This is a genomic window from Mesorhizobium sp. B2-4-6 (genome assembly GCF_006442775.1).
In the GTDB taxonomy this organism is placed as follows: Bacteria; Pseudomonadota; Alphaproteobacteria; order Rhizobiales; family Rhizobiaceae; genus Mesorhizobium.
In genome coordinates this window covers 544,306-568,883 of the sequence record NZ_VFVI01000002.1, presented here as the reverse complement: position 1 = coordinate 568,883, position 24,578 = coordinate 544,306, and the positions used below count along the sequence as shown (strand labels likewise).

The window sequence follows — 24,578 nt, the reverse complement described above, 5'->3', positions numbered from 1 at the left end:
TTCCAACGCACAAGGCCGACATTTCGGAGAAGACTTTTGAAGCCTGACGAAATCAGAAAGCTGGACGCCTATTTCAAGCGCGTCTTCCAGAACCCCAAGCTGCAGGTCAAGGCGCGTCCGCGCAAGGAAGACTCGGCCGAGGTTTATGTCGGCGACGAGTTCCTCGGCATCGTCTTCAAGGACGAGGACGACGGCGACTACAATTTCTCGATGGCCATTCTCGACATCGACCTGGCCTAAGCCAGCAACAGCTCTGGCCGAGGCGCGGAACACCGCCCGGCCGGTTGCAGCCCACAAGTGAAATTCCGTCTAGGGCTTTGTTTTGACGCATTTCTGAACGGAAAACCGCGAAGCACTTTTCCTGGAATTGCTCTAATCCTGGCAGTGCCGCGGGATATGCACCCGCCGCCAACTGGTAGAACCTTCCCGCACCACCACCCGGCGCGCCACCGTCCCGTATGAGGGCGGGATTTCCCGTATGCGGACTTGTTGCGGCCGCACCAGCACTTCGTGGGCAACCGCTTCATATTCCGCCGGCTGAACGACGCGCCGGACGCGCTCCGGCTGAACCACGACCGTTTCGGCGACGCGCGCATAGCGGGCCTTGCGCCATACCTTGCACAGCACCTTGCGGCCGTGGATGACGCGCCACTCCCAGGCATAACCGCCATCGTCGACCTTGACCGTGTGGTAGACCGTGCGTGTCACCGCCGGGACGGTCTCATAGGTGACGCGCGCCGGCGCGATCTGGTCCACGCTTTGGTAGGTGCCGTAGATCGGCGCGTCGTAATCGAGCACCTGTCCGCCAGGGCTCACCACCACATCCTCGTAAACGGTGTCGTAGAGCGCCGGCCTGTGGATCGGCTCATAGCATTCAAGCGCGCGGCCGCCGGCGGCGGTTTCAGAGACGGTGGCAAGCATCGCGACTGCCGCCAGCGATGCGGAGCTTTTGCGGATCATGACATTCCCCCGTTGAAAAAGGACGCCTTCACAACGCAGGACTGTAGCGGAAGCTCCGGGGGCGGACAGCGATTTCAAGGCTTTTCGTTAAGCGGCGCGGTTAAGGAATTGCTACCTTGCGAATGGCTTCGGTCGCAAAGCTGGACCGGGCTCACCTCTCGGGGGCAAGCCGCCCGTGCTTTGCGGGCTTGCCGCGCTTTACTCGACTTAACCAGATGGCTAGGAGAGGCGGCCTTGCGCTAGGGTGAGCCTGCATCCTATTTAGGTCGTAACCGATCCAGAACGATTCCGCGCGATTGCCGATATACCGAGGCGCCGGAATCCATCTCCAACAAGGGTAGTCCATGAAGAACCCCGTTGAAACCTACATGAACCTCGTTCCGATGGTGGTCGAGCAGACCAACCGCGGCGAGCGTGCCTATGACATTTTCTCGCGCCTCTTGAAGGAACGCATCATCTTCATCACCGGTCCGGTCGAGGACGGGATGGCGACGCTGGTTTGTGCACAGCTTTTGTTCCTCGAGGCGGAAAACCCCAAGAAGGAAATAAACCTCTATATCAACTCGCCGGGCGGCGTCGTCACCTCGGGCATGGCGATCTACGACACCATGCAGTTCATCAAGCCGGCGGTGTCGACGCTCTGCATCGGCCAGGCCGCGTCGATGGGTTCGCTACTCCTGACCGCCGGCCACAAGGACATGCGTTTTGCCACGCCGAACGCCCGGATCATGGTCCATCAGCCGTCCGGCGGCTTCCAGGGTCAGGCTTCGGACATCGAACGTCATGCGCAGGACATCATCAAGCTGAAGCGCCGCTTGAACGAGGTCTATGTCAAGCACACCGGCAAGAGCTATGACGAGATCGAGAAGACGCTCGACCGCGACCATTTCATGACCGCGGACGAGGCCAAGGACTTCGGTCTGATCGACAAGGTCATTTCCAGCCGCGAAGCCGTCGAGACTGCCACGGCTTCTGCCTGAGCATCGACGGCAAATGGCAGCATAACGCGGTTTTGGCGCGTCTTGCGGCATTTCGGCCACATTTGGCTGTTCCCTCAGGCGTTGGGATTGCCTACGTTAAGGCTATGTTGATTTTCGACGGCTTAGCTTTGCGTGGGGTTGCTGCGAATCATTGCCGCGTTTTGTGATTTGTGTTTCGTACGGAATGCGCTGTGTGAGCCGGGACACTGGCGGTGGCGGATTCCCGCGATAGATTGGTGAGACGTCACTCAAAGCCAGACCACCGGCGGGCGTTGGTGAAAGGACAGAAAAATGAGCAAGGTCGGCAACGGTGGCGGTGATTCAAAGAACACGCTTTACTGCTCGTTTTGCGGCAAGAGCCAGCACGAAGTCCGCAAGCTGATCGCCGGGCCGACGGTCTTCATCTGCGACGAGTGCGTCGAACTGTGCATGGACATCATCCGCGAGGAGAACAAGACCTCGATGGTGAAGTCGCGCGAAGGCGTGCCGACACCGCAGGAAATCCTCAAGGTCCTCGACGACTACGTCATCGGCCAGCCTTACGCCAAGCGCGTGCTGTCGGTGGCGGTTCACAACCACTACAAGCGCCTGGCGCATGCCGGCAAGAGCAACGACGTCGAACTGGCCAAGTCGAACATCCTGCTGATCGGCCCGACCGGCTGCGGCAAGACGCTGTTGGCGCAGACGCTCGCCCGCATCATCGACGTGCCGTTCACCATGGCCGACGCCACGACGCTGACCGAGGCCGGCTACGTCGGCGAGGACGTCGAGAACATCATCCTGAAGCTGTTGCAGTCGGCCGACTACAATGTCGAGCGGGCGCAGCGCGGTATCGTCTATATCGACGAGATCGACAAGATCTCGCGCAAATCGGACAATCCCTCGATCACCCGCGACGTGTCGGGCGAGGGCGTGCAGCAGGCGCTCTTGAAGATCATGGAAGGCACGGTGGCCTCGGTGCCGCCGCAGGGTGGCCGCAAGCATCCGCAGCAGGAATTCCTGCAGGTCGATACCGCCAACATCCTGTTCATCTGCGGCGGAGCCTTCGCGGGTCTCGACAAGATCATCTCGGACCGCGGCCGCAAGACCTCGATCGGTTTTGGCGCGACGGTGGCCTCACCCGAGGATCGCCGCACCGGCGATCTGTTCCGCCAGGTCGAGCCTGAGGATCTGCTGAAATTCGGCCTGATCCCGGAATTCGTCGGTCGTCTGCCGGTCCTGGCGACGCTGGAAGACCTCGACGAGCCGGCGCTGATCCAGATCCTGACCGAGCCGAAGAACGCGCTGGTCAAGCAGTATCAGCGGCTGTTCGAGATGGAGAATGTCGATCTGACCTTCCACGAGAACGCGCTGTCGGCGATCGCCAAGCGCGCCATCGAGCGCAAGACCGGTGCCCGCGGCCTGCGCTCCATCATGGAAGCGATCCTGCTCGACACGATGTTCGAGCTCCCGGCGCTGGAAGGCGTGCGCGAAGTGGTGATCTCGGAAGAGGTGGTGTCCGGCAACGCCCGGCCGCTCTACATCTATTCCGAGCAGAAGGAAAAGAAGGGCAATGTCAGCGCCTGAAATGGCGTTTGACCCCATAATTTTCATGGAACGGCGCCCGCGTGGCGCCGTTTTGCTGTGAAAGGCGGGAAGGCACGCAATGGAACGGGTCGAGCGACCGTGTTAACCCTTGATCTTTGCCCCGGCTGCATCCACCTAACAGCAGAAGGCCGAGGCGCCGAATTCTGTGCTGTAAAACTCCCGTCACAAACGGTGGTAGGCGGAACGACACTCGGTCGTTAATATGAGATTCGCGGTTGGCTAAAATAAGCAGCCGCGATATGAAAGGTTGGACAATGGCCAAGATATCCAAGGCTTCCGGCGACGGCGTTTTCGCAGTCCTCCCACTGCGCGATATCGTCGTGTTCCCGCATATGATCGTTCCGCTCTTCGTGGGCCGTGAAAAGTCGATCAAGGCGCTGGAAGAGGTGATGGGTCAGGAAAAGCAGATCCTGCTCGCCACCCAGATGAATGCAGCCGACGACGATCCTGAGCCCGATGCGATTTTCGACATCGGAACGCTCGCCAATGTGCTGCAGCTCTTGAAGCTGCCCGACGGCACCGTGAAGGTTCTGGTCGAGGGCGCCTCGCGCGCCAAGATCGTCTCGTTCACCGACCGCGTCGATTTCCACGAAGCCCGCGCTACCGCGCTCGCCGAACCGGAAGAGGAAGAGGTCGAGATCGAGGCGCTTGCCCGCTCGGTCGTCACCGACTTCGAGAATTACGTCAAGCTGAACAAGAAGATCTCGCCCGAAGTGGTGGGCGCCGCCAGCCAGATCGACGACTATTCCAAGCTCGCCGATACGGTTGCCTCGCATCTCGCCATCAAGATCCCCGAGAAGCAGGAGATGCTCGCCACGCTTTCCGTCAAGGAGCGTCTGGAGAAGGCGATGGGCTTCATGGAAGCCGAAATCTCCGTGCTCCAGGTGGAAAAGCGCATCCGTTCGCGCGTCAAGCGCCAGATGGAGAAGACGCAGCGCGAGTACTACCTCAACGAGCAGATGAAGGCGATCCAGAAGGAGCTCGGCGAGGGCGAGGACGGCCGCGACGAGGCCGCCGAGATCGAAGCGCGCATCAAGAAGACCAAGCTCTCCAAGGAGGCCCGCGAGAAGGCGGAAGCCGAATTGAAGAAGCTGCGCTCGATGTCGCCGATGTCGGCTGAATCGACGGTCGTGCGCAACTATCTCGACTGGCTGCTGTCGATCCCGTGGGGCAAGAACTCCAAGGTCAAGCAGGACCTGGCCTTCGCCCAGAACGTCCTCGACACCGACCATTTCGGCCTCGACAAGGTTAAGGAGCGCATCGTCGAGTATCTGGCCGTGCAGAGCCGGCAGAAGAAGCTGAAGGGGCCGATCCTGTGCCTCGTCGGCCCGCCCGGCGTCGGCAAGACCTCGCTCGGCAAGTCGATCGCCAAGGCCACCGGCCGCGAGTTCATCCGCATGGCGCTCGGCGGCGTGCGTGACGAGGCCGAGATCCGTGGCCACAGGCGGACCTATATCGGCTCGATGCCCGGCAAGGTCATCCAGTCGATGAAGAAAGCCAAGAAGTCCAACCCGCTCTTCCTGCTCGACGAGATCGACAAGATGGGCCAGGACTTCCGCGGCGACCCGTCTTCGGCCCTGCTCGAGGTGCTCGATCCCGAGCAGAACTCGACGTTCATGGATCATTACCTCGAGGTCGAATACGACCTGTCGAGCGTGATGTTCGTGACGACGGCAAACACGCTGAACATCCCTGCGCCCCTGATGGACCGCATGGAGATCATCCGTATCGCCGGCTACACCGAGGACGAGAAGATCGAAATCGCCAAGCGTCACCTGATGCCCAAGGTGATCCGCGACCATGCCCTGCAGCCGAACGAATTCTCGGTCGGCGAGGACGCGATCCGCGGCATCATCCAGACCTACACGCGGGAAGCCGGCGTGCGCAGCCTGGAGCGCGAGCTGATGAAGCTCGGGCGCAAGGCGGTGACCGAGATACTGCGGACGAAGAAGAAGACGGTGAAGATCACGGCGGACAACCTCGCCGATTATCTCGGCGTGCCGCGCTTCCGCTTCGGCCAGGTCGAGGCCGACGATCAGGTCGGCGTGGTCACGGGTCTTGCCTGGACGGAAGTCGGCGGCGAGCTGCTGACGGTCGAAGGCGTCATGATGCCCGGCAAGGGCCGCATGACGGTGACCGGCAATCTGCGCGACGTGATGAAGGAATCGATCTCGGCGGCGGCATCCTATGTCCGCTCCCGCGCTATCGATTTCGGCATCGAGCCGCCGCTGTTCGACAAGCGCGACATCCACGTGCACTTGCCGGAAGGCGCGACTCCGAAGGACGGCCCGTCCGCCGGCGCCGCGATGGCCACGGCCATCGTGTCGGTGCTGACGGGTATCCCGGTGCGGGCCGATGTGGCGATGACCGGCGAGATCACGCTGCGCGGCCGCATCCTGCCGATCGGCGGCCTGAAGGAGAAGCTGCTCGCGGCATTGCGCGGCGGTATCAAGAAGGTCCTGATCCCGGAAGAGAACGTCAAGGATCTGGCGGACATTCCGGACAATGTGAAGAACGGCATGGAGATCGTCCCGGTCTCGCGGGTCGGCGAGGTGCTCGCGCACGCGCTGACCAGGATGCCGGAGCCGATCGAGTGGGTCGAGCCGGTCAATGCACCGGCTCCGGTCGACAGCGGCGACGATGCCGGAAAGTCGCTTGCTCATTAGTATTTGCTAACATTGCAGCGCACAAAGAGAGAGCCGGGCCTTGAGCCCGGCTTTTTCATGTGAAAAAGCGACGAAAAAGTGGAAAAAAGCCCGGAATTCCGCGGTTTTCGGCTTGGGTTCCGGAACGCTTCTTTCTAAAGTCCGTTTCCTGCCGGATGAGTCGTAAGTTCCGGTTTTCTCATGGAAGGGAATTTTTATGAACAAGAACGAACTGGTGTCCGCCGTCGCCGACTCCGCAAGCATTTCGAAGGCTGATGCGCAGTCCGCCGTCGATGCGGTGTTCTCCGTGATTACCGGCGAACTGAAGAAGGGCGGCGATGTCCGGCTTGTCGGCTTCGGAAATTTCACCGTGTCAAAACGCGCTGCTTCGACCGGCCGCAACCCGCAGACCGGCGCGGAAGTGAAGATTCCGGCGCGCACCGTGCCGAAGTTCTCGGCCGGCAAGGGCCTCAAGGACGCGGTCAACTAAGACCTTTTCTTTTAAGAGCAGAAAAGCCGGGCTTGCCCGGCTTTTCTTTTTTACGGCTGTTCGCAGCGGCTCAGGCCGTCGGCGCGTCGGCGCGCATCAGGCCTTCCTGTTTCAAATCCACCCACAGCGCCGCAGGTATTTTGGTGTCGAGCAGCGCCCGGTTGCTTTCGACCTCGGCCGGCCGCTGACCGCCGGGGATCACCGACATCACCGAAGGATGCTGCAGCGGGAACTGCAGAGCCGCCTCGATCAGGCGCACGTTGTGGCGCTTGCAGACGGCTTCGATACGCGCCACGCGATCCAGGATCTCCTTCGGCGCCTCGCTGTAATTGTAGAAGGCTCCGGGCTTCGGTCCGGTCGCAAGCACGCCGGAATTGTAGGGCCCGCCCAGCACGATGCCGATGCCGCGCTTCTGGCAAAGCGGCAGGAAGCTGGCAAGCGCGTCCTGTTCGAGCAGCGTGTAGCGGCCGGCGAGCAGGAACAGGTCGAAGTCGCCGCGTTCGGCGAGGGTTTGAGCGACCTGCCACTCGTTGATGCCGCCGCCGAAGGCCTTGATGACGCCCTGGTCGCGCAGCGAAAGCAGCCCGTAATAGCCGGACGACATGAACTCCTCGATACGGGCATCCGAAGCTTCCTTGCTGCCATGGGTAAAGATGTCGACGTCGTGGACGTAGAGGATGTCGATGCGGTCGACGCCCAGACGCTCCAGCGAGGCCTCGAAGGAACGCATGACGCCGTCATAGCTGTAGTCGTAGACCTCACGGCGCGACGGCGTGTCGAAAAACTTGCCGATGCCGGTGCGCTTGTCCGGCGCGGAGACGCGCATGATGCGGCCGACCTTGCTCGACAAGACATAGTCGTCGCGCTTCCTGCCGCGCAGGAATGGGTTGAGGCGGGTTTCAGACAGGCCAAGGCCGTAGAGCGGGGCCGTATCATAGTAGCGGCATCCGGTCACCCATGCCGCCTGCAAGGTGGCGTTGGCGTCCTCGTCGGAGATGGCGCGGTAGAGATTGCCGAGCGGCGCCGTGCCGAAGCCAAGTTCGGTGAAGGTGATGCCGCCATTGCCGATGCGGTCGAAATGCCGTGTCTTCATGTCTGACGATGTCCTGGAGCGATTTGTCTGACATGACACTATCACGCTCGTGGCCCAGCAAAAGTGCCGGGGCTCGTTGGACAGCGATTTTCGCGGTGGTAGCATGAACAAAAACAAGCCTTTCGCGGCAGCACACCGCAAATCCACAAAGCCAAGCGATACCTCCGCAGGCAGGGTGAGCCATCATGACCAAAGCCGGATCAGGCATGTTCGCGACCGCGCTGAATGAGCTTGGCGCGGTGCTGGCGCGCACGGATGAAGCCCAAATCGACGCCGCCTGCGCAATGCTTGCCGGCGCCGGCAGGATCGCCGTCCATGGCTGCGGCCGCGAGGCGCTGCAGGTCAAGGGCTTCGCCATGCGGCTCTATCATCTTGGCCTGCCGGTCTCGGTCGTCGGCGACATGACCACGCCGCCATTGGGGCAGGGCGATGTCTTCCTGGCGAGTTCAGGGCCGGGCGAGACCACCACGGTGCTGACCTTGATGCGGGTTGCCCGCGCGGCTGGGGCAAAGGTGCTGCTCTTGACCGCAGAACCGGAAGGCAGCGCCGGGAAGCTTGCCTACTTCACCCTGCTCATCCCGGCGCAGACGATGGCCAGCGACCAGGGTGCAGCTCGAAGCTCGGTGCTGCCGATGGGCTCGCTGTTCGAAGGCGCATTATTCCTTTTGTTCGAAATCATGGTGCTCAAGCTCAAGGCGCTGACCGGGGCGACGCCGGAAGCGATGCGCGCCAGGCACACCAATATGGAGTAAGGGATGCGCTACGAGCTGATGCTGCCGCACCAGATCCGCAAGGCGATCGAGGAGAACCGGCCGGTCGTTCTGCCGCTCGGCGTGCTCGAATACCACGGCGAGCACATGGCCGTCGGCATGGACACGCTGGCGGTGATCAAGACGCTGGAACTGATCGAGAAGGAGAGGGACATTGTCATCCTGCCGCCGTTCTATTACGGCGCAGCAAGCTATGCGGTCGCGGCGCCGGAAGGCAGCGGCTCGGTGCAGGTCGGCGGTCTCGCGCTTTCGCCTTTCGCGGAGGAATTGTTCTACGGCCTGCTGCGCATCGGCTTCCGCAACATCCACGCCATCATCCATCATCAGACCGAGAATTTCGCGGCCGGCATGCCGACCGATCTCGCCTTCAAGACCGCCGGCCGGCAGGCGATCTTCCGCTTCCTCGAAAAGGAACGCGGCGAGGGCTGGTGGGGTTCGAACGCGATGGCCGACTACTATGCCGGCCACGCCCAGGGCGAGAATGTCTTCAACTGGGTGCAGGTGCATCCGCTGATGCCGGCCGCGATGAACGGCAAATACCCGTTCGACCATGCCGGCATCGGCGAGACATCGCTGATGCTGGCCCTATGCCCGGAGGCGGTGGACGAGAAGCATTTCGCCGACAACACCGGCTGGTACACTAAAGGCGCCGCGGAAGCCTCCGCGGGTCTCGGCAAGATCGGCGTCGCCATGATCCTCGACCATTTGAGGTCGATCCTGCAGGCCTAGCTCTCCCTTCTCCCACAAGGGGGGAAGGAGAAGGCGCCTATTTCACCGAGCCGGCCGTCATGCCCATGATCAGATAGCGCTCGAGCGCGATGCCGATGATCGCCAGCGGCGCGATCGCTGCCGTCGCGAGGGCTGCCATCGACCACCAGTTGATGCCTTGCGAGCCGGTCTGGCTCGCCACCATGACGGGGATTGTCTTGGCGTCCGTCGACGTCAGCAGGGCGGCGAAGAAATACTCGTTCCAGCACAGCACCATCGCCAGGATGAAAGCGGCGACCATGCCGGGCAGCGCGATCGGCATGACGATGCGGAAGAAGGCGCCCCAGATCGACAGTCCGTCGACCAAAGCGGCCTCCTCCAATTCGACGGGAATAGAGTTGAACTGGTCGCGCATGATCCAGATGACGATCGGCAGCACCATCAGCGTGTAGAGGAGCACAAGCCCGATGCGCGTATCGAGGAGGGCGACTTCGCGGTAGAGCACCAGGAAGGGGAGCGCCAGCACGACGGGCGGCAGGATCAACTGCGACAGGAAGAAGAAAGAGATGTCCTCGTTCTTGAACCAGGCGAATTTGTAGCGATAGCGGGTGAGGCCATAAGCGGCGAGGCTGCCGATGATGATGGCGAGGCCCGATGCCCCGACAGAGGTGATGACGGAATTCATGAACCGTTTCAGAAATTCGTCGCGCACGGTCGATGTCTGGAAGATCGAATCCGGCGACAGGCCGAGCGAGCGCCAGCCTTTCCAGTCCGGCTGGAAGTCGACGAAGGGAATGAGATGCCCTTGCGTGACGTCGACCGCCGATTTGAACGAGGTGGTGATCGTCCAGTAAATCGGGAACAGACAGACGAAAGCCCAGAAGATAAGCGCGCCGTAGATGAAGACGCGGCTGGCGATGAAGGCTGCCGGCGAGCGGATTTCGGAAACGGTGTAGTCGGTGGTCTGGACGCTCATGACGGCCGCTCAGTTGACGTTGCGCACGAAGCGACTGGCGAATTTCAGGAGCCAGGTCACGAACACGACGATGATGATGAGATAGGCCATGGCCAGCATGGTGCCGTAGCCGACATTCGAGCGGTCACGGTACTCGCGATAGATGAAGCTCGACACGGAATCGGTGGCGCCGCCGGGGCCGCCGGAGGTCAAGGTGATGATGATGTCGGCGAGCTTCAGCTTGAAGATGATGCGCAGGATCACGGCCGTCACCGACACCGGCAGCATCAGCGGAAAGGTGACTTGCCAGAAGGTCTGCCATGCGGTTGCGCCGTCGACGCGGGCGGCTTCCAGAACCTCGCGCGACATCGCCTGCAGGCCGGCAAGCAGCATGATCATCATGAACGGGATGAAGGTCCAGGCGTCGAGCATCATGATCGAGATGCGGGCGGTGATCGGATCGGAGAAGAAGGCGGGATTGTCCCAGCCGAGATGACGCGCCAGCGTCGCCGCCGGTCCGAACCGGTACTCCATCAGCGATTTGCCGACCATCCAGGACACCGCGACCGGCGACAGCATCAGCGGCAAAAGGAAGACGACGCGGAAGAATTTGCGGGCGCGGATCTGCGCGTTGAGCAGCAGCGCCAGGCCGAAGGCGATGACATATTCGACCAGCACCGCAAGCACATAGAGCACCATGTTGAACAGCGCGTTGCGGTAATAGGGGTCGGCCAGCATCTGCCAGAAATTGTCGAGGCCGTTGAACCTGCGTCCGGTAAACGAGCTGAGGTTCCAGTCGGTCAGCGCGATGTAGAAGCCGAACAGCGTCGGGAAGATCACCATGGCAATGGTGAAGAGCAGCGCCGGCAAAAGGAACAGCGCGCGCTGCCCGTCCTCGCCACGCGTCAGCACCTGCCAGGCGCCCAGCGCTGCGCCCCACAAGATGTAAGCGTAGATCACCGGTCGCCAGGTGTCGAAACCGACCGTGGAAATCTCGGTCTTGTAGAGCACCTGCACGACGATGATCGCCAGCAGGCCAAGCGTCGCGAGGGCCAGCAGGCCCCAGCCGAGGCGTTTGCGGCCTGCCGGGATCAGGTCGGCCGGATTTGCCGGCCACGCATTCGCGGTCGAAATCTGCTGAGCCACGCCTCTCGCCTTCTAGAGCGCTTCACCGTTTCACGGAAACGGCGAACCGCCCTATCTCTTTGTTTTTTCGCAATTCCAGGCGGAGAACCGCTCACACTTTTCCTGGAATTGCTCTAGCGCATCAAACCGGCCGAGCCGGTAAAGATGCGGCCCGATGTCGATGTGCCACCGGGCCGCGACGTCTCATAAGCCAGCCTACATGCCGAGCGAGGCTTTGTAGAGCTTGATCTGGTTTTCGCGGCCGATCTGGTCGGTCAGCTTTTCCCAGGCCGCGGCGATGGCGTCGGCGCCTTCCTGCGCCTTCATCTTGCCGGCGAAGGTGTTGGCCAGGATGTCCTCGGCGGCGGAGTAGTACTGGAAGATGCCGGGGATGCGCGGCTCGATCGCCGCGTTCGGATGGTTGTAGGAATCGCCTTCCGACTTGAGATAGGAGGTGATGAAGGCCTCGTCGTAACCGGCCGCCACCCACTCCGGAATGTTGAAATGGGAGTTGCGGTAGGGCTGGAAGCCCGACGGGTACATCGCCGTCCAGATCGACAGGTCCTTGCCGCCGAGATGCGCGGCGGCCGACCATGCCGCCTTCTTCTTCTTTTCGTCCTTGTCGACGCGGGCCATGACATAGACGCCCCAGCCGAGATAGGCGCAGTTCGGCGCATAGTTCGGGCCGCTGGCGAGCTTGTCCCACTTGCCGGTCTTGGAGTTGTAGACGTCGTCGGAGCCCGGCAGGATCGAGAAGCCGGTGACGTCGCCGATGACCGATGAGTCATTGGTCTTGACGTTCGAGCCGACATCGCCCCACCAGGGGATCATCGAGCCGGTGCCGGCCAGGAACTGCTGGAAGGCCGTGGTGTTGGGATCGGCGTTGATCTGGTCGGCGGGCTCGGACGGCAGGGCGTCGATCACGTCCTGGATGGCGCGCACCCAGGCCGGATTGTTGATGCGCGGCTTCATGGTGTCGGCATCGAACAGCCAGGCCTTGTCGTCGGGATGCTTGGCGTAGGCCGTGGCGCGGCTGCCGAGGAAGTAGAAGCCGAAACCGCCCCAGGGCTTGGGCGCGTCGAGATAGCCATAAACGTCCTGGCCCTTGAATTTCTTGCCTTTGAGGAACTTAGTTACGGCCTGCACTTCCTGCCAGGTCTTCGGCACACCCCACTCGGTCGTGGCGCCGCTTTCTTTCCAGGCCTTGGCGAGATCGGCATCGGCGAAGACGTCGGTGCGGTAGTTGAAGTTGTGCGTGTCGCCGTCGATGGTCACGCGATACTGCTTGCCGTCCCAAGTGCCGACCGGCGGCTTCAGGTAGTTGACGAGGTCGTCGAAGTCGATCTGCTTCTTGACCCAGTCGGGCATCTCGGAGGTGAGGCCCTTGCCGCAGACATCGCCTTCGAAGGGCGCGCCCATCTCGATGATGTCGAAGTCGACGGTGCCGGTGGCGATCGACTGCTGCAAGCGGGCGTTGTAGTCGGCCTGGGCGAGGTCGATCCAACTGATCTTGGCGCCCGTATAGGCCTCCCATGGCTTCAGGAAGCCGCGAAACAGCACATTGTGCAGGTTCTGGTTGTTGAGGCCCATGAAGGTGAGCTCGACACCGGCGAACTCGCCTTCCTTGACATTGGCCTTGGTCGCTTCGAGGCAGAGCTCGCCGACTTTCTGGAAGTCGGCATCGGTAGGCTGGCCTTTGCCGACGCCCGGGATCTGCAGGATTTTCTTGCGCAGCTCGTCATCGGCCGCGGCCGGCCTCGTCAGCGCGCCGAGCCCGGCGCCGGAGGCGGCGGCGATCGCGGCCATGCTGGCCGCGCCTTTCAACAGATCGCGGCGGCTGGCGCCAGCGCGCATCAGTTTTTCATACAGATCGACTCTCATCTACAGGTTCCTCCCAGAACAACAGCCATTGAATTGAAGTGCCAATCTCTCGGACGTCGAAACGCCTCTCGGTTCTCCTCGATCATACGGGGACGTGGGACCCCACCCTGCGTCGCCGGAGCTCCGATCTCAGGGTAACAGGCCTGCTCTCGGATTGGCACTCGCCACTATTCGCGTAATCGATTACCTTGTCAACAAGATTGGCTTTTTATCTATAAGATACCGACTTGCCGTTGCCGCTGGCAATGGCTAGCTTCACCGCAAAAGATAAAAGGGGAGACGATGGCTCAAGTCGCGATCAGCAGTGTGGCCAAGGCGTTCGGAACCGTCAAGGTGCTGCATGAGGTCAGCGTCGATATTGCCGACGGACAGTTCGTCGTGCTGGTCGGTCCGTCAGGATGCGGCAAGTCCACGCTTTTGAGGATGGTGGCGGGGCTGGAGACCGTTTCCGGCGGCACGATCTCGATCGGCGACCGCGTCGTCAACAACCTGCCGCCGGCGAAGCGCGACATTGCCATGGTGTTCCAGAACTATGCGCTCTATCCGCACAAGACGGTGGAGCAGAACATGGCCTTCGCGCTGAAGCTGCGCGGCACCGATCCGGCCGTCGTCGCCGAACGCGTCAAGCGCGCTGCCGACATCCTCGACCTTGCTCCGTACCTCAAGCGCTACCCGCGCCAGCTTTCCGGCGGCCAGCGCCAGCGCGTCGCCATGGGCCGCGCCATCGTGCGCAATCCGCAGGTGTTCCTGTTCGACGAGCCGCTTTCCAACCTCGACGCCAAGCTGCGCGTGCAGATGCGCACCGAGATCAAGGAGTTGCACCAGCGGCTGAAGACGACCACCATCTACGTCACCCATGACCAGATCGAGGCCATGACCATGGCCGACAAGATCGTCGTGATGCGCGACGGCCGCATCGAGCAGGTCGGCGCGCCGCTTGAGCTGTTCGACCGGCCGGCGAACCTTTTCGTCGCCGGCTTCATCGGCTCGCCTTCGATGAACCTGCTCAAGGGCACCGTGAAGAAGGCTGAGAAGCGGGTCGTCGAGATCGCGGGCACGGCGTTCCCGATGCCGTCGGGAGTTACCGCCGAGGATGGCCAGCCCGTTGTCTACGGCGTGCGGCCGGAGCATCTGGAGATCCATCCGGACGGCGTCGCATCCACCGTCTCGGTGGTCGAGCCGACAGGCTCCGAGACGCTGGCCTTCGTGCGCTTCGGCGAAGGCGAGATGGTGGCGCTGTTTCGCGAGCGCCACGACTTCAAGCCGGGCGACACGCTCAAGCTCAAGCCGCGTCTCGACCAGGTCCACCTCTTCGACGCCGGGACCGGCAAGCGTCTCTGACCGCACACAACCCTTCAAGAGGAAACCATGCTCAAAGGGATCAATCCGCTGCTCAATGCCGATGTGCTCCAGGCGCTGCGGGCAATGGGCCATGGCGACGACCTGATCATAGCCGACACCAATTTCCCGTCCGATTCCGTGGCCAGGCAAACCGTGCTCGGCAAGCTCTTGCGCATCGACGCGACGGCGGCCGAAGTGGTGAAGGCGGTGCTGTCGGTCTTGCCGCTGGATACTTTCGTCAATGATGCCGCCGCTCGCATGGAGATCGTCGGCAAGCCGAACGAAATCCCACCGGTGCAGAAGGAGGTTCAGAAGGAGATCGACGCGGCCGAGGGCAAGCCCTGGCCGATGATCTCGATCGAGCGCTACGCCTTTTACGAGCGCTCCAAGAAAGCCTATTGCGTGATCCAGACGGGCGAGCGCCGCTTCTATGGCTGCTTTGCCTTCCGCAAGGGCGTCGTGCCGCCGGATGCGGAGTAAGGACATGGCCACCGGCAAGCCTGTCGTCATGAAGCCCGTTGTGATCCTGGGCGTGTTCGTCGCCGACACCGCCTATCGCGCCGACCGCCAGCCGCGCCTGGGCGAGACGATCCTCGGCAATTCCTTCAAGCTCGGCCCGGGCGGCAAGGGATCGAACCAGGCCGTGGCCGCCGGCAAGCTCGGCGCCGACATCACCTTCCTGACGCGCCTCGGCGTCGATGCTTTCGCCGACATGGCCAAGCAGACCTGGAAGGACGCGGGCGTGAAAAGCGCCGTCATCGACACGCCGGACAGCTATACGGGCGCTGCCTATATCTTCGTCGAGGAAGGCAGCGGCAACAACGCCATCATCGTCAGCCCGGGCGCCGCAATGCTGATTTCCCCGGCCGACATCGAAGCGCATGCCGAGCTCATCCGGTCCGCCGGCGTCTTCGTCACCCAACTCGAACAGCCGATCGACGCGGCATTGAAGGCGCTGGAGATCGCGCGTGGGGCAGGGGTGACGACCATCCTCAACCCAGCGCCGGCCGCCAGCCTGCCCGACCGCATCTATACGCTCTGCGACTATGTCACGCCCAACGAGACCGAAGCCGAAGGGCTGACCGGCATCAAGGTTTCGTCGATCGACGACGCCCGCCGCGCCGCCGACGCATTGCTGGCCAAGGGTGTCGGCGCCGTCATCGTGACGCTCGGCGAGAAGGGCGCGCTGCTGCACACCAAGGAACGATCCGAGCATGTCGGCGCGGTCAATGCCGGCCCGGTGGTCGAGACGACGGGGGCAGGTGACGCGTTCAATGGCGGCCTGGCCGCGGCCCTGGCAAGAGGCGTCGAGCCGCTGGAGGCCATGCGTTTTGCCTGCGCGGTCGCCGGCATTTCGGTGACCCGCCCAGGCACCGCGCCGTCGATGCCGGCATTGTGGGAGGTCGAGGCGCTGCTCGCCAGGACCTCCCGCTTTTGATATTTCGTGGCTTGTTAGAGGCCGCTTATTCTGGAACGCGACCGACGCGAGCGCGTTCATCCTCCTGGTCGGCGACGCCGGAACGGTAGGATGAAAAAGCCTTACGAGAAGCCCACGCTGGTGAAACGCCAGAAACTCACCGAACGGACGGCCCAGATTATCGCTTCCGGGGTTATCCTGGGCGAATGATTTCCAAGGATAGCGCTACAGAATCCTGCTGGTCAGTTCCAGCATCGTCGTCGCACCTTGCTCGCTGCCGGGCATATGCACGACCCGCAGCACCCGCAGGTCCCTGCTCGATCCTTCGACCGGCATCGACACGCTTTCGCCGACCCGCGGCAATTCCTGGAAGGCGAGCTCGTCGACATCCCTTTCGTCGTCGATGGAAATCCGACATCTCACAGCCATCTGATCTCTCCCGTTTTTCGCCCGTGGGCTGAACGAGGCAAGATTGGAATGGTTCCGAGAAAGACCTCAACTGGCGAACCTGCCGCGATATTCGCGCGGCATAAGGCCCTTCAACGCCTTGAATTGACGCCCGAAATTGACCAGCGATCGATAGCCGACAAGCTCGGCGATGTGGACAATCTCGTCGAACGCGAGGCGCGGATCCGATCCTGGCGCGAGCGCGAGGCGCCGCGGCGCGCCGGCTTTGCGGGCGATCCGCGCGGGTGGGAGAAGAGAAACGCAGAGACGGCAAAGCTGACGCCACTCGGCGAAAGGCTGCCGGAGTTGGTCAACTGGAACGGATGAACCTGCACGATCGCAACGGCGGATCCTCGCCGTTTTGCATCTACTTGTCCGGCGGATTGGTGGGCGATGACGGGCTCGAACCGCCGACATCTTCGGTGTAAACGAAGCGCTCGCTCCTCCAAGGCTTGATCTCACAGAATAAATAGCTCTGTAATATCAATGCACTAGCCTTAGCTCTCTCTAGGCCCAAATCTGACTAGTCGGTTGCTGTCACAGCACAGTCACACCGGAGCTAAAAATGGCTACTCTTCGCAAGCGCAACGGCAAATGGCAGGTCCAAGTCAGGCGCCAAGGCTTCCCCGTCCAAACAAGGTCATTCCACTCAAAGGCAGCCGCTAGTGAATGGGCCAGGACGGTTGAACGTCAGCACGACAGGCACGAGCTAGGACCCGACAGAAAGACACTCAAGTCGATCACTCTTGCAGACTTGGTCACACGGTATAGGAATGAGGTCGTACCCAAAAAGAAAGGCTCGGCAGTCGAGACCATCCTGTTAAACCGGTTCCTCCGTTATCCGATCTGTCAGAAGACGCTGTATGAGCTTAGCACAGCCGATTTCGCGGCCTACCGCGATCAACGGTTGAAAGAGCCCAAATACAGATCGAACAAGCCTGTCACCGCTAAATCCCTGAAACGCGAGCTTTCTCCCCTCTCCCACATGTTCCGCCATGCTCTTGTCGAGTGGGAAATTCCCCTGGAGAACCCATTGGAGGGACTGAAACTCCAGGTAGCTGACAACAAGCGAGAGAGGCGCCTTCGTTCTGGAGAATTGGAAAGGCTGCTGGAGGCGACCAAAAAGTGCAAGAACGGGCTTGTTGCACCAATCATCTTGTTTGCCCTTGAGACGGCAATGAGGCGTGGCGAGATGCTCTCCGTTCAGTTTCGGCACATCGACTTCGAACGCCATTCCCTCGTCATCCCTGAGACGAAGAGCGGCTATTCGAGGATGATCCCACTGACCGTCGGAGCTGTGACGATCCTAGCCGCGCTCCGGCCGGGAGCCGCCAAGCCGACCGATCTAGCGTTTCCTATCACACCTGTGGCGATGCGCCTCCAATGGGACAGGCTGACCAAACGAGCCCAGATCGATGACCTGAACTTCCATGACCTGAGGCACGAAGCGATTTCGAGATTGTTTGAACTGGGCCTGTCGATCCCAGAGGTAGCCAGCATATCGGGGCACAGGACGCCACAGATGCTTTTCCGATACGCACACGCCAATCAGGAGGCCGTCAGGGCTAAACTAATAGGAATGAAACAAGGTGATCTTAAAACGATCCAGCGAAAGGTAGTTCCCGACGAAGCACTAACTGGCTCGCAATAAATCCAACTATTTCCCGAAGCTGCATCGCATGGAGCCTACCCCTAACTCACCTTGGCCCTTGGTCACGCCTTGGGCTTTTTCTTTAGAAATTCTGCGATACTGCTTACCGGAATTGAGAACATCCTAGCAGGATTCGGAGACGAGATGTCGAGAGTAAAGCAAGCTATTCCGTACGCTGTTGGGCTCCTCGTGATCTGGCTTGGTTTAGACGCGTGCGTCCGAGTTTATGAAGCTTATGACGCTGTGTGCGGGGACGGTCTGAGGATTCACTGCGCAAGCATTTCTCAGGACGTCACCCTTCTTCGCCTGATCGTTGGCGTCTGCGCTATAACCCTCCCAATGGCGATCTACAGGCATCTTGAAAGGGCAGAGAGACAGAAGCCTGAAAACAAGCCCCATAAAGATTAGTCAAACGCAGTTCCTCTCATTTCCTTTGCACACACACGGCTCTGACATAGGTCTCGGAATCCGCGATTGGCTTCTCCATTTCTGCTTTCAGAGCTTTAGCGGCATTCTCACATAGCTCTTGGCTGGCGTAGTCCACGTTTGTCCATGTCGTCGGCGCTGTAGGCGTTCCGGCAACGACCCATTGGAGCGAGAAAATCAGAACCCAATCCATAACAATCTCCTTCGGTTCTAGCCCCGTGGCCCAGTTTAGTTGGGCGTGTTAGACTTCTCAGCGCGAGCAAAAGTTTCGCCACACTTTACAAAGGCAAATGCCTGAATTCACTGCTCGTCGCAGCGCGGCACTTAAATCCCATTACTAAAGCTACGCGGAGGAGACAACGTGTCAGGTGGAGATCAAGGTGACCACTTCGATGATAGTGGAGACGACCACTCTGCCGAAGGCGACATTCATGACGGCAAAGATGCTTTTGGGAAGAGCGCTTTGCCTTCGGCCAGCAAAACCGGCAGCGATGTTAGGAGCGCGCGCGACGATGGCCGCGCAGCGAACAACGGTGGGGAGAGCAATCGGGATAATGGCGGCGATCACCCCGGAGATCACCCGGACGAGCATCCTGAAGGCAGCACAGCCACCGGTGGAAGCTACTACGGCAACGCCGAAAACCAGGGTGACGAGGGTGCGCAAACCCACAATGTACAAGAAGACTGGAAGTCCGGTGAACCCCAAGGAGAAGCTGGGGAACAAACAGCCGATAAAGGCAACGAGATAACGGACAAGGATGGCCCCAGCAATTGGGACAAATTCGATCTCGCGCTTAAGACCTGGTTCGAACGAGCCGCTGCGGCAGATCCAGAGGCTCTTCCCCCAATGCTCGATCCGGTCATCGACGAAAGTGACCGTCCCACCGAGGGTGAACTCAAAGACATGGAGCAGATAGTTAAAGATTTCAACCCAAAAGAAGGGCCAGTCAACAACAATGAGTCGACGTTACCAGATAAAGAAAAAGATTATCCATAAAATTCGCAGTACCCTAAAGGTCTGAACAGGACAACCCAATATGTCTAACGTAGACTTAACTGACATCCACGAATTTGTTAATTGGATAAAGTTAGTTTTTGCGTTTGTGTTATCTTTTAGTTTCTTTATATGGGTAGATTTAGTAGATAGACACCTTAGTTATCTCGGGCTGAGTTGGAGTCAGTATCTGTACAACCAATTTGTCACACGCGGACCGAATATTGCCTACATGCAGTACCACAGCAGCCTACTGAATATGGAGCGATCGGCCAGCAAAGAGAGAAATGCGCTGGCATCGACCAGCAGGCAAGACGGCGATTCGCTGGTTGTGGTCAGCGTCAAAAACGGGAGGGTGCATATCAAGGTAGGTTCGGGGATGATGTGCCTCACGGAGGAACAGTGGAGGACAATGAGGGTCTATCTTCCACTGCTAGTTGATCAATTTCCGCCATCAGATGGTCTCGGCAATTTCAAACAACAAAGAGTCTGGGCGGCTAAGATGGCTGATATTGCTAGTTCGGTAATTTGGATTTCGGTAATCGGCTGCTGCGGTGGAGCTGTAGCTGGTGCCCTAGTAGGCTTGTTTGATTGGTATGGCGGCTCCGTGACGGATGAATACGCATCTTGGTTAAATGTATTTCTCCAAAATTACGTCGGGAAAAGCTCCCAGGACATTGATGTTTTCAACATGGTTTCTCAATCTGCTATTTTTAGTGCGAAAGTTGGTATTTGTTTTGGGTTAGTGTTTGCGGCGCTGGTGTGCATTTTTAAGGTTAGGCACTTTGCTATTAGTTTCGGCGCTTTGTTTGGGCTATTAATTGGCGCGGCGACGCATCTTGCAGTATCGCCCTATGGTGGCGTTGCACCGATCGAACAATTGGTAGGGTACTCAGTATTTTATGGTGCTGTATTGGGCAGCTTTATTCGGTGGGGTATCTACCGCTGGCCAGAGTTTGCGATAGGCGCCAATTGGCTTAGCCGGCTGGCGGTTGGCGTTCCTCTGAAAAGATCGAAACCCAAAATGAAATCCGCGCGTCCTTCGCCGATTAAGCAGGTACTGACGATCATCAAACAGGCAGATCGAGCGCAAACGCTTCCTTGGAACCCGGGCAAGCGTCCAAGGCATCACTCGAGTTCTGATTAGCTTCGGAGCGACGCAGCCCCAAGGGCTGTCTATAAGCTCCAAGCGAGGAAGCCCAACATCCAAGCTTGTGAAGCAACAGAGATGATGCGGCTGAAAATCTGACCGGAGTACTGAGCAGAAACCAGATGTTTCTTTTCGTCGGCGAACTGACCTAGTACGTCTCCTCCGTCAAAGACGGTCTCAATGTTGGTGGCCATGGAAGACAGTCCGGTGTCCCTTGCCCGGATGTAGCGGAGCACGAGATAGTTGTGGGCGCGGACCTCAGCAAAATCGCTGCCATTCCTCACCTTCAGAAAGATTGTGAAGAGAGCAAAAATCACGAACATCTGAAACGGGGTTTCCGCCATCCAGTGAAATGCCGCTACGAACAAGGCAGAATGGACTGCCTCGATCAGGAACTTTCTCGCGAAAAGCCAAGCTGACATCCGCTGCGGCTCGGTATCAAATCGGGACTGTAAATTGGAAGCTGCGTACGTCTGTTGCATGCCACTTTGCGAGCGCTTCACGACCTAACTTCATGCGCTCGTCAGCGATCTTACGATGCGGCATGGCCGCGTAGATTTGGCTAGCGTTCCGGGTCTTCTGCATCACACCGAAGGTTCGCTCTACCCCTGCACTGAATTCCTCGGGTGTGATCCGCGCAATGTCCTGCTCCTCCAGATGCAGCCAAGACAAAAGAAAGGCTTGCTCGGCGATCCCTAAGCGGGCTTTTGCGTTCTCGTCGTGAAGATTCACTTCAAGGTCCCTGCGAGCTGCCATGATCGAGTTGATTGCAGCAAAGCTTATTGTCATCCGCTTCGTCGGGTATTCATTCGCTTTGAGCAGCCCATTCAAGAGCCGGTCCATTTTGTCTTCATTGTTGAGGAAATAGTCCACATAAGCCCAGACAACGCGATCAGCTCCGCCGTACTTTGTTATTGCGCTAATGGCAGCAGCCATTTCGTCTCTTACCTGTTTCTCAGTCGCCCCCCTGGCGAGCTTATCCTTGAGCCAAGCCAACATGGTTGCCCCCCAACAAATTACAGCCTTCAATGCAAGGCCGACCCCGAAATACATATTAAAGTTGATAAACTCAAAGCGCCCGACCTGCAATCCGTTCTTGTATGGACATGCGCAGATTGGTTGGACGGAACTTCGCCCGGCTGCGCCGTGAACGCGGTTTTACCCAGGAGGACGTGGAATCGCGTTCGGGTTTCAGTCAGCAATATCTCAGCGGTCTTGAGCAAGGTAAGCGCAACCCAACCGTCATTACGCTTTATGAGTTAGCTCAGGCCATTGGCGTAAGCCATGTCGACCTCGTTCGCCCTGACACTGAGAACGAAGCCTAGCGTCTCAGTTCGCTTCGGGGTTCGGGTGTGCCTTAGCTAGCTTTTGATGTCCTTGACAGAGGCCGATTTAAGCGAAACACCTAGGACTTCTCGTGGCTCAGAGGAGGCACAGAAGTATGGCTCGCCGGCCGCCCAAGCCACCTGAGAAGGCCTCAGCGCCTCGTTACAAAGATCGAAGAAAACCGTCGCCAGCCGATGACGACGCATGGCGCTCAGCAACCGATGGCGAATTCGATGAGATCCTGCTTGAAATGGGAAATGGCAGTGATCGCTCAGCGGCCATTCTTGGCGCGAGCTACGTCGAGACTGTGCTGAGGCAATGCCTCTTTCATCGCCTCGTTTCGATGTCCGTAACCGACGCAAGAAAGCTGGTTGGCCATGCGGGACCGCTAGGTTCTTTTTCCCAGACAATCGAAATGGGTTTTGCGCTCGGTCTCTATGGGCAGGTTGTTAGAAAGGACCTACATCTCATAAGGGAGGTGAGAAACATATTCGCTCACAGGTTTCTGCCCGTGTCGTTTTCAGATACCGATGTACGCAAGCCCATAAGCAAGCTTAGCTACAGAAAGGAGGACATATCGGGCAACGTGGATCGTATAATCGAAAAGGACGGAGATGTTTTCGTGCGAGAACGAGATTTGTATCACGAACATTGCCGCGTCATCGTTGTGGAACTGTATTACGATATGCGAATGCATAAGGAGGCTCGACCTCACGCCGTTCGCATGCCATAGCCCGATCGTGGCAAGTAGATAAGAGTCGGAACGGGTTCCGCTAAGGTCCCCCTAATAAGGTCCCGACATGCAAACTGTCAGGCGCCCCAAGCTGAGGCTGGCTACTCGTCCCGCCATACAACCCGCCGCTCCCAGCGAATTTCCTTCAGGCGCCGGAAACGGATCGTGACCAGTTCCTCGCCGTATGCATGGAAAAGCTCGGCCGACATCCATTGTGTCTTCCCGCAGACCTGGCAGCGAACCTTATTCCGCACGTCCTCGATTGTGAGGTTGCCGAGCACCTCGCGTAGTTCGGCGGGTTTATAGTACCGCGTGATATGGCAATGGCCGCACGAGATGCGTGCGATTTGCCCGGCATCATGGGCATGCATCAATGTCCAAGCCTGACCTCGCGGCCATTTTTCGGGTTGTTCCGGCATATGCTGAAGTGAGGAACATATTCCTGGTTGGTCAAGGGCTCTTGACTCTTTTGTTCTTATTTTGTTCACTGTCGGCACCTAATCAGGATCAAAGGCCATGGCACGAGAACCGGGATATGTAGTTCCCATCGAAGCTGCGGGCGTCTATTTCGGCATGCGCGGGATGCAAAACGGTAGGTTCGTCATCGACCTGGAAGGACAGGCAATTCTCTCGCTGCCCGGAATCCGATACGGCTTGGCTTTGAAACCAGGCGTCACGAAAGCTCAAGCTCAGAAATTACAGAGCCTCCTCAATGAGCTTTGCAACCAATATTTCGCCGGGTTCCTCGACCGCGTTAATGACGAGGAATTCCAGCAATGGCTGTTCGAAGGCTATGACATTGCCGGCTATTTGAATCCGAGCCGTCAGCTTGGGCCAGGAGACGAAATAGGCCGCGATCCCTTTGCCTACGATAGCAAGTAGAACCTATGTGTGGCCGCTACACCCGCTACCTGCCGTGGTCAGAAATTCATCGCCTCTACAGGCTGACGGCGCCGGCCGATGTCGGCCGCAACGATGCTCCGCGTTACAACATAGCGCCGACCGATGAGGTCCCTTTCATCACAGCTGCTGACGATGGCAATCACAAAGTCCGTGCCGGCCGCTGGTGGCTGGTGCCATTCTGGGCAAAAGAGATGCCCAAAGCAGCGATGTTTAATGCTCGCATCGAGACCGTCGACACGACATCGGCCTTTCGGGACGCCTTCAAATCAAGCCGGTGCTTGATCCCCGCCGACGGCTATTACGAATGGACGATTTCGCCTGCGGACGGAAAGCGCGACCCTTGGCATATTTGCCAACCAGATCATGCGCCGTTCTCATTCGCCGGCCTATGGGCTTACAATTCTAATCTGGACGTAACGAGTTGCACGATCATCACGCAGCCTTCAGCCGCACCAGTCAACCAGGTGCATGACCGCCAGCCGCTCATTCTCAATCCGGCCTACTATGACGCCTGGCTGGACCCTAGGACGCCTGTTAGCGATCTGAGGGACATTCTTCGCCACGATATCGACGGGGAACTGCAGTTCTATCGCGTGGGCCGAGACGTGAATGCTGCTGCGATCAACAAACAGCCCAACGACCATTCCGGGCTAATCAAGCCGATAGTATTGCTTTGAATGGGGGCCATTCGATGTCTCGCCACATATTTCTACAGGACCTGGAACGCACCGCGGACCACATCGCAGACGGCTCACGAGCTGATTTGCAAGTGCTGCTTCGTAGAGCCGCGCTACTGATCCGTAATGCAAGCGGACTTGCCCTTGAGCAAGGCATCGATGAAGCGCTCAACAGTCTCGCAATTGAGATGGCAGTTCAGAAGGCGGATTTGGTGGAAACGATTCTAAGCGATTGGCTAGTCGCTAACGTCTATCTTCCAATATGCTATCCACTGGACGAGGAGAGCATTACTGAGGGCAGAGCATGATCATTGAGCAA

At 59.3% G+C, this 24,578-nt stretch carries 27 protein-coding genes and 1 pseudogene; 18 read left to right on the top strand and 10 right to left on the bottom strand.

Features of this window, described 5'->3' with window-relative positions:
• Positions 1-36 precede the first annotated feature (36 nt).
• Entirely contained in the window at positions 37-240 is a 204-nt protein-coding gene (locus FJ957_RS08700) for a DUF3126 family protein (RefSeq protein ID WP_027166457.1), read from the top strand.
• Positions 241-372: 132 nt separating this feature from the next.
• Here the strand turns inward: FJ957_RS08700 and FJ957_RS08695 are convergent, their stop codons facing one another.
• Complete coding sequence (locus FJ957_RS08695) at positions 373-960, bottom strand: hypothetical protein (protein WP_140830471.1); 588 nt, start codon at positions 958-960, stop codon at positions 373-375.
• Between the two features lie 344 nt (positions 961-1,304).
• On the opposite strand from FJ957_RS08695, the gene clpP reads away from it, so the two are divergent.
• The 4 genes from clpP (at position 1,305) to hupB (ending at position 6,662) form a co-directional block, all read left to right on the top strand.
• A complete protein-coding gene (gene clpP / locus FJ957_RS08690; protein ID WP_140646123.1) occupies positions 1,305-1,940 on the top strand; it encodes an ATP-dependent Clp endopeptidase proteolytic subunit ClpP in 636 nt (211 codons plus the stop codon).
• Between the two features lie 291 nt (positions 1,941-2,231).
• Positions 2,232-3,506: an ATP-dependent Clp protease ATP-binding subunit ClpX gene (clpX, locus tag FJ957_RS08685; protein WP_140830469.1), complete on the top strand. Its 1,275-nt coding sequence runs from the start codon at positions 2,232-2,234 to the stop codon at positions 3,504-3,506.
• Between the two features lie 275 nt (positions 3,507-3,781).
• Positions 3,782-6,193: an endopeptidase La gene (gene lon / locus FJ957_RS08680; RefSeq protein ID WP_140830467.1), complete on the top strand. Its 2,412-nt coding sequence runs from the start codon at positions 3,782-3,784 to the stop codon at positions 6,191-6,193.
• 196 nt (positions 6,194-6,389) lie between these two features.
• On the top strand, positions 6,390-6,662 hold the full coding sequence (gene hupB / locus FJ957_RS08675) for a DNA-binding protein HupB (RefSeq protein ID WP_027166452.1): 273 nt from the start codon (positions 6,390-6,392) through the stop codon (positions 6,660-6,662).
• 70 nt (positions 6,663-6,732) lie between these two features.
• Here hupB and FJ957_RS08670 read toward each other — a convergent pair whose 3' ends face one another.
• A complete protein-coding gene (locus FJ957_RS08670) occupies positions 6,733-7,755 on the bottom strand; it encodes an aldo/keto reductase (protein ID WP_140830465.1) in 1,023 nt (340 codons plus the stop codon).
• Between the two features lie 185 nt (positions 7,756-7,940).
• On the opposite strand from FJ957_RS08670, the gene FJ957_RS08665 reads away from it, so the two are divergent.
• Both FJ957_RS08665 and FJ957_RS08660 read left to right on the top strand, forming a co-directional pair.
• On the top strand, positions 7,941-8,507 hold the full coding sequence (locus FJ957_RS08665; protein WP_140830463.1) for an SIS domain-containing protein: 567 nt from the start codon (positions 7,941-7,943) through the stop codon (positions 8,505-8,507).
• Positions 8,508-8,510: 3 nt separating this feature from the next.
• Positions 8,511-9,254, top strand: coding sequence for a creatininase family protein (locus tag FJ957_RS08660; protein ID WP_140830461.1), 744 nt, complete (start codon positions 8,511-8,513; stop codon positions 9,252-9,254).
• A 37-nt stretch (positions 9,255-9,291) separates the two neighbouring features.
• On the opposite strand, the gene FJ957_RS08655 is transcribed toward FJ957_RS08660, so the two are convergent.
• The 3 genes from FJ957_RS08655 to FJ957_RS08645 form a co-directional block, all read right to left on the bottom strand.
• On the bottom strand, positions 9,292-10,209 hold the full coding sequence (locus FJ957_RS08655; RefSeq protein ID WP_140646117.1) for a carbohydrate ABC transporter permease: 918 nt from the start codon (positions 10,207-10,209) through the stop codon (positions 9,292-9,294).
• 9 nt (positions 10,210-10,218) lie between these two features.
• Positions 10,219-11,334: a sugar ABC transporter permease gene (locus tag FJ957_RS08650; RefSeq protein WP_140830459.1), complete on the bottom strand. Its 1,116-nt coding sequence runs from the start codon at positions 11,332-11,334 to the stop codon at positions 10,219-10,221.
• A 195-nt stretch (positions 11,335-11,529) separates the two neighbouring features.
• Positions 11,530-13,194: a sugar ABC transporter substrate-binding protein gene (locus tag FJ957_RS08645; protein ID WP_140830458.1), complete on the bottom strand. Its 1,665-nt coding sequence runs from the start codon at positions 13,192-13,194 to the stop codon at positions 11,530-11,532.
• Positions 13,195-13,476: 282 nt separating this feature from the next.
• On the opposite strand from FJ957_RS08645, the gene ugpC reads away from it, so the two are divergent.
• The 3 genes from ugpC to rbsK are packed head-to-tail and all read left to right on the top strand — an operon-like array spanning position 13,477 to position 15,973.
• A complete protein-coding gene (gene ugpC, locus FJ957_RS08640) occupies positions 13,477-14,535 on the top strand; it encodes a sn-glycerol-3-phosphate ABC transporter ATP-binding protein UgpC (RefSeq protein WP_140830455.1) in 1,059 nt (352 codons plus the stop codon).
• Positions 14,536-14,562: 27 nt separating this feature from the next.
• Positions 14,563-15,015, top strand: coding sequence for an RbsD/FucU family protein (locus FJ957_RS08635; RefSeq protein ID WP_140677348.1), 453 nt, complete (start codon positions 14,563-14,565; stop codon positions 15,013-15,015).
• 4 nt (positions 15,016-15,019) lie between these two features.
• Positions 15,020-15,973: a ribokinase gene (gene rbsK / locus FJ957_RS08630; protein WP_140830453.1), complete on the top strand. Its 954-nt coding sequence runs from the start codon at positions 15,020-15,022 to the stop codon at positions 15,971-15,973.
• Between the two features lie 204 nt (positions 15,974-16,177).
• Here the strand turns inward: rbsK and FJ957_RS08625 are convergent, their stop codons facing one another.
• Entirely contained in the window at positions 16,178-16,381 is a 204-nt protein-coding gene (locus FJ957_RS08625) for a hypothetical protein (protein ID WP_140542619.1), read from the bottom strand.
• A gap of 168 nt (positions 16,382-16,549) precedes the next feature.
• Between FJ957_RS08625 and FJ957_RS31765 the strand changes: the two are divergent.
• A pseudogene (locus tag FJ957_RS31765) lies at positions 16,550-16,726 on the top strand (phytanoyl-CoA dioxygenase); the annotation flags it as partial.
• A gap of 238 nt (positions 16,727-16,964) precedes the next feature.
• The gene (locus tag FJ957_RS08610) at positions 16,965-18,050 is read left to right on the top strand and encodes a site-specific integrase (protein ID WP_140830452.1); all 1,086 of its coding nucleotides are present in this window, start codon (positions 16,965-16,967) and stop codon (positions 18,048-18,050) included.
• A gap of 424 nt (positions 18,051-18,474) precedes the next feature.
• On the opposite strand, the gene FJ957_RS08605 is transcribed toward FJ957_RS08610, so the two are convergent.
• Positions 18,475-18,669, bottom strand: a complete 195-nt coding sequence (locus tag FJ957_RS08605; protein ID WP_140830450.1) for a hypothetical protein — start codon at positions 18,667-18,669, stop codon at positions 18,475-18,477.
• Between the two features lie 168 nt (positions 18,670-18,837).
• Between FJ957_RS08605 and FJ957_RS08600 the strand changes: the two genes are divergently transcribed.
• Both FJ957_RS08600 and FJ957_RS08595 read left to right on the top strand, forming a co-directional pair.
• Positions 18,838-19,473: a hypothetical protein gene (locus tag FJ957_RS08600; protein WP_140830448.1), complete on the top strand. Its 636-nt coding sequence runs from the start codon at positions 18,838-18,840 to the stop codon at positions 19,471-19,473.
• Positions 19,474-19,513: 40 nt separating this feature from the next.
• Positions 19,514-20,617: a hypothetical protein gene (locus tag FJ957_RS08595; protein ID WP_140830447.1), complete on the top strand. Its 1,104-nt coding sequence runs from the start codon at positions 19,514-19,516 to the stop codon at positions 20,615-20,617.
• Between the two features lie 29 nt (positions 20,618-20,646).
• Here FJ957_RS08595 and FJ957_RS08590 read toward each other — a convergent pair whose 3' ends face one another.
• The gene (locus FJ957_RS08590) at positions 20,647-21,102 is read right to left on the bottom strand and encodes a hypothetical protein (RefSeq protein WP_140830445.1); all 456 of its coding nucleotides are present in this window, start codon (positions 21,100-21,102) and stop codon (positions 20,647-20,649) included.
• Entirely contained in the window at positions 21,059-21,709 is a 651-nt protein-coding gene (locus FJ957_RS08585; RefSeq protein ID WP_140830443.1) for a hypothetical protein, read from the bottom strand. Before FJ957_RS08585 ends, FJ957_RS08590 begins: the two co-directional genes overlap by 44 nt.
• A gap of 11 nt (positions 21,710-21,720) precedes the next feature.
• Between FJ957_RS08585 and FJ957_RS08580 the strand changes: the two genes are divergently transcribed.
• On the top strand, positions 21,721-21,945 hold the full coding sequence (locus tag FJ957_RS08580) for a helix-turn-helix transcriptional regulator (RefSeq protein WP_140830442.1): 225 nt from the start codon (positions 21,721-21,723) through the stop codon (positions 21,943-21,945).
• Positions 21,946-22,780: 835 nt separating this feature from the next.
• Here FJ957_RS08580 and FJ957_RS08570 read toward each other — a convergent pair.
• Positions 22,781-23,050, bottom strand: coding sequence for a hypothetical protein (locus FJ957_RS08570; RefSeq protein WP_140830438.1), 270 nt, complete (start codon positions 23,048-23,050; stop codon positions 22,781-22,783).
• A 145-nt stretch (positions 23,051-23,195) separates the two neighbouring features.
• Here FJ957_RS08570 and FJ957_RS08565 point away from each other — a divergent pair, with 145 nt between their 5' ends.
• From FJ957_RS08565 to FJ957_RS08555, 3 genes are read left to right on the top strand one after another with little or no spacing between them, the layout of a single operon-like run.
• Positions 23,196-23,561, top strand: a complete 366-nt coding sequence (locus tag FJ957_RS08565) for a hypothetical protein (RefSeq protein WP_140830437.1) — start codon at positions 23,196-23,198, stop codon at positions 23,559-23,561.
• A 5-nt stretch (positions 23,562-23,566) separates the two neighbouring features.
• Positions 23,567-24,259, top strand: a complete 693-nt coding sequence (locus FJ957_RS08560) for an SOS response-associated peptidase (RefSeq protein WP_140830435.1) — start codon at positions 23,567-23,569, stop codon at positions 24,257-24,259.
• A gap of 14 nt (positions 24,260-24,273) precedes the next feature.
• On the top strand, positions 24,274-24,567 hold the full coding sequence (locus FJ957_RS08555; protein WP_140830433.1) for a hypothetical protein: 294 nt from the start codon (positions 24,274-24,276) through the stop codon (positions 24,565-24,567).
• The last annotated feature ends 11 nt before the right edge of the window (positions 24,568-24,578 follow it).

What these genes read in the sequence shown, in the direction of transcription:
- FJ957_RS08610 (WP_140830452.1), top strand. Translation starts at nt 16,965, where the DNA reads ATGGCTACTCTTCGCAAGCGCAACGGCAAATGGCAGGTCCAAGTCAGG.
- FJ957_RS08595 (WP_140830447.1), top strand. Translation starts at nt 19,514, where the DNA reads ATGTCTAACGTAGACTTAACTGACATCCACGAATTTGTTAATTGGATA.
- FJ957_RS08655 (WP_140646117.1), bottom strand. Translation starts at nt 10,209, where the DNA reads ATGAGCGTCCAGACCACCGACTACACCGTTTCCGAAATCCGCTCGCCG.
- FJ957_RS08590 (WP_140830445.1), bottom strand. Translation starts at nt 21,102, where the DNA reads ATGCAACAGACGTACGCAGCTTCCAATTTACAGTCCCGATTTGATACC.
- FJ957_RS08645 (WP_140830458.1), bottom strand. Translation starts at nt 13,194, where the DNA reads ATGAGAGTCGATCTGTATGAAAAACTGATGCGCGCTGGCGCCAGCCGC.
- clpP (WP_140646123.1), top strand. Translation starts at nt 1,305, where the DNA reads ATGAAGAACCCCGTTGAAACCTACATGAACCTCGTTCCGATGGTGGTC.
- clpX (WP_140830469.1), top strand. Translation starts at nt 2,232, where the DNA reads ATGAGCAAGGTCGGCAACGGTGGCGGTGATTCAAAGAACACGCTTTAC.
- FJ957_RS08565 (WP_140830437.1), top strand. Translation starts at nt 23,196, where the DNA reads ATGGCACGAGAACCGGGATATGTAGTTCCCATCGAAGCTGCGGGCGTC.
- lon (WP_140830467.1), top strand. Translation starts at nt 3,782, where the DNA reads ATGGCCAAGATATCCAAGGCTTCCGGCGACGGCGTTTTCGCAGTCCTC.
- FJ957_RS08660 (WP_140830461.1), top strand. Translation starts at nt 8,511, where the DNA reads ATGCGCTACGAGCTGATGCTGCCGCACCAGATCCGCAAGGCGATCGAG.
- FJ957_RS08560 (WP_140830435.1), top strand. Translation starts at nt 23,567, where the DNA reads ATGTGTGGCCGCTACACCCGCTACCTGCCGTGGTCAGAAATTCATCGC.
- FJ957_RS08625 (WP_140542619.1), bottom strand. Translation starts at nt 16,381, where the DNA reads ATGGCTGTGAGATGTCGGATTTCCATCGACGACGAAAGGGATGTCGAC.
- FJ957_RS08555 (WP_140830433.1), top strand. Translation starts at nt 24,274, where the DNA reads ATGTCTCGCCACATATTTCTACAGGACCTGGAACGCACCGCGGACCAC.
- FJ957_RS08605 (WP_140830450.1), bottom strand. Translation starts at nt 18,669, where the DNA reads ATGGATTGGGTTCTGATTTTCTCGCTCCAATGGGTCGTTGCCGGAACG.
- FJ957_RS08665 (WP_140830463.1), top strand. Translation starts at nt 7,941, where the DNA reads ATGACCAAAGCCGGATCAGGCATGTTCGCGACCGCGCTGAATGAGCTT.
- FJ957_RS08670 (WP_140830465.1), bottom strand. Translation starts at nt 7,755, where the DNA reads ATGAAGACACGGCATTTCGACCGCATCGGCAATGGCGGCATCACCTTC.
- ugpC (WP_140830455.1), top strand. Translation starts at nt 13,477, where the DNA reads ATGGCTCAAGTCGCGATCAGCAGTGTGGCCAAGGCGTTCGGAACCGTC.
- FJ957_RS08580 (WP_140830442.1), top strand. Translation starts at nt 21,721, where the DNA reads ATGGACATGCGCAGATTGGTTGGACGGAACTTCGCCCGGCTGCGCCGT.
- FJ957_RS08695 (WP_140830471.1), bottom strand. Translation starts at nt 960, where the DNA reads ATGATCCGCAAAAGCTCCGCATCGCTGGCGGCAGTCGCGATGCTTGCC.
- rbsK (WP_140830453.1), top strand. Translation starts at nt 15,020, where the DNA reads ATGGCCACCGGCAAGCCTGTCGTCATGAAGCCCGTTGTGATCCTGGGC.
- FJ957_RS08570 (WP_140830438.1), bottom strand. Translation starts at nt 23,050, where the DNA reads ATGCATGCCCATGATGCCGGGCAAATCGCACGCATCTCGTGCGGCCAT.
- hupB (WP_027166452.1), top strand. Translation starts at nt 6,390, where the DNA reads ATGAACAAGAACGAACTGGTGTCCGCCGTCGCCGACTCCGCAAGCATT.
- FJ957_RS08635 (WP_140677348.1), top strand. Translation starts at nt 14,563, where the DNA reads ATGCTCAAAGGGATCAATCCGCTGCTCAATGCCGATGTGCTCCAGGCG.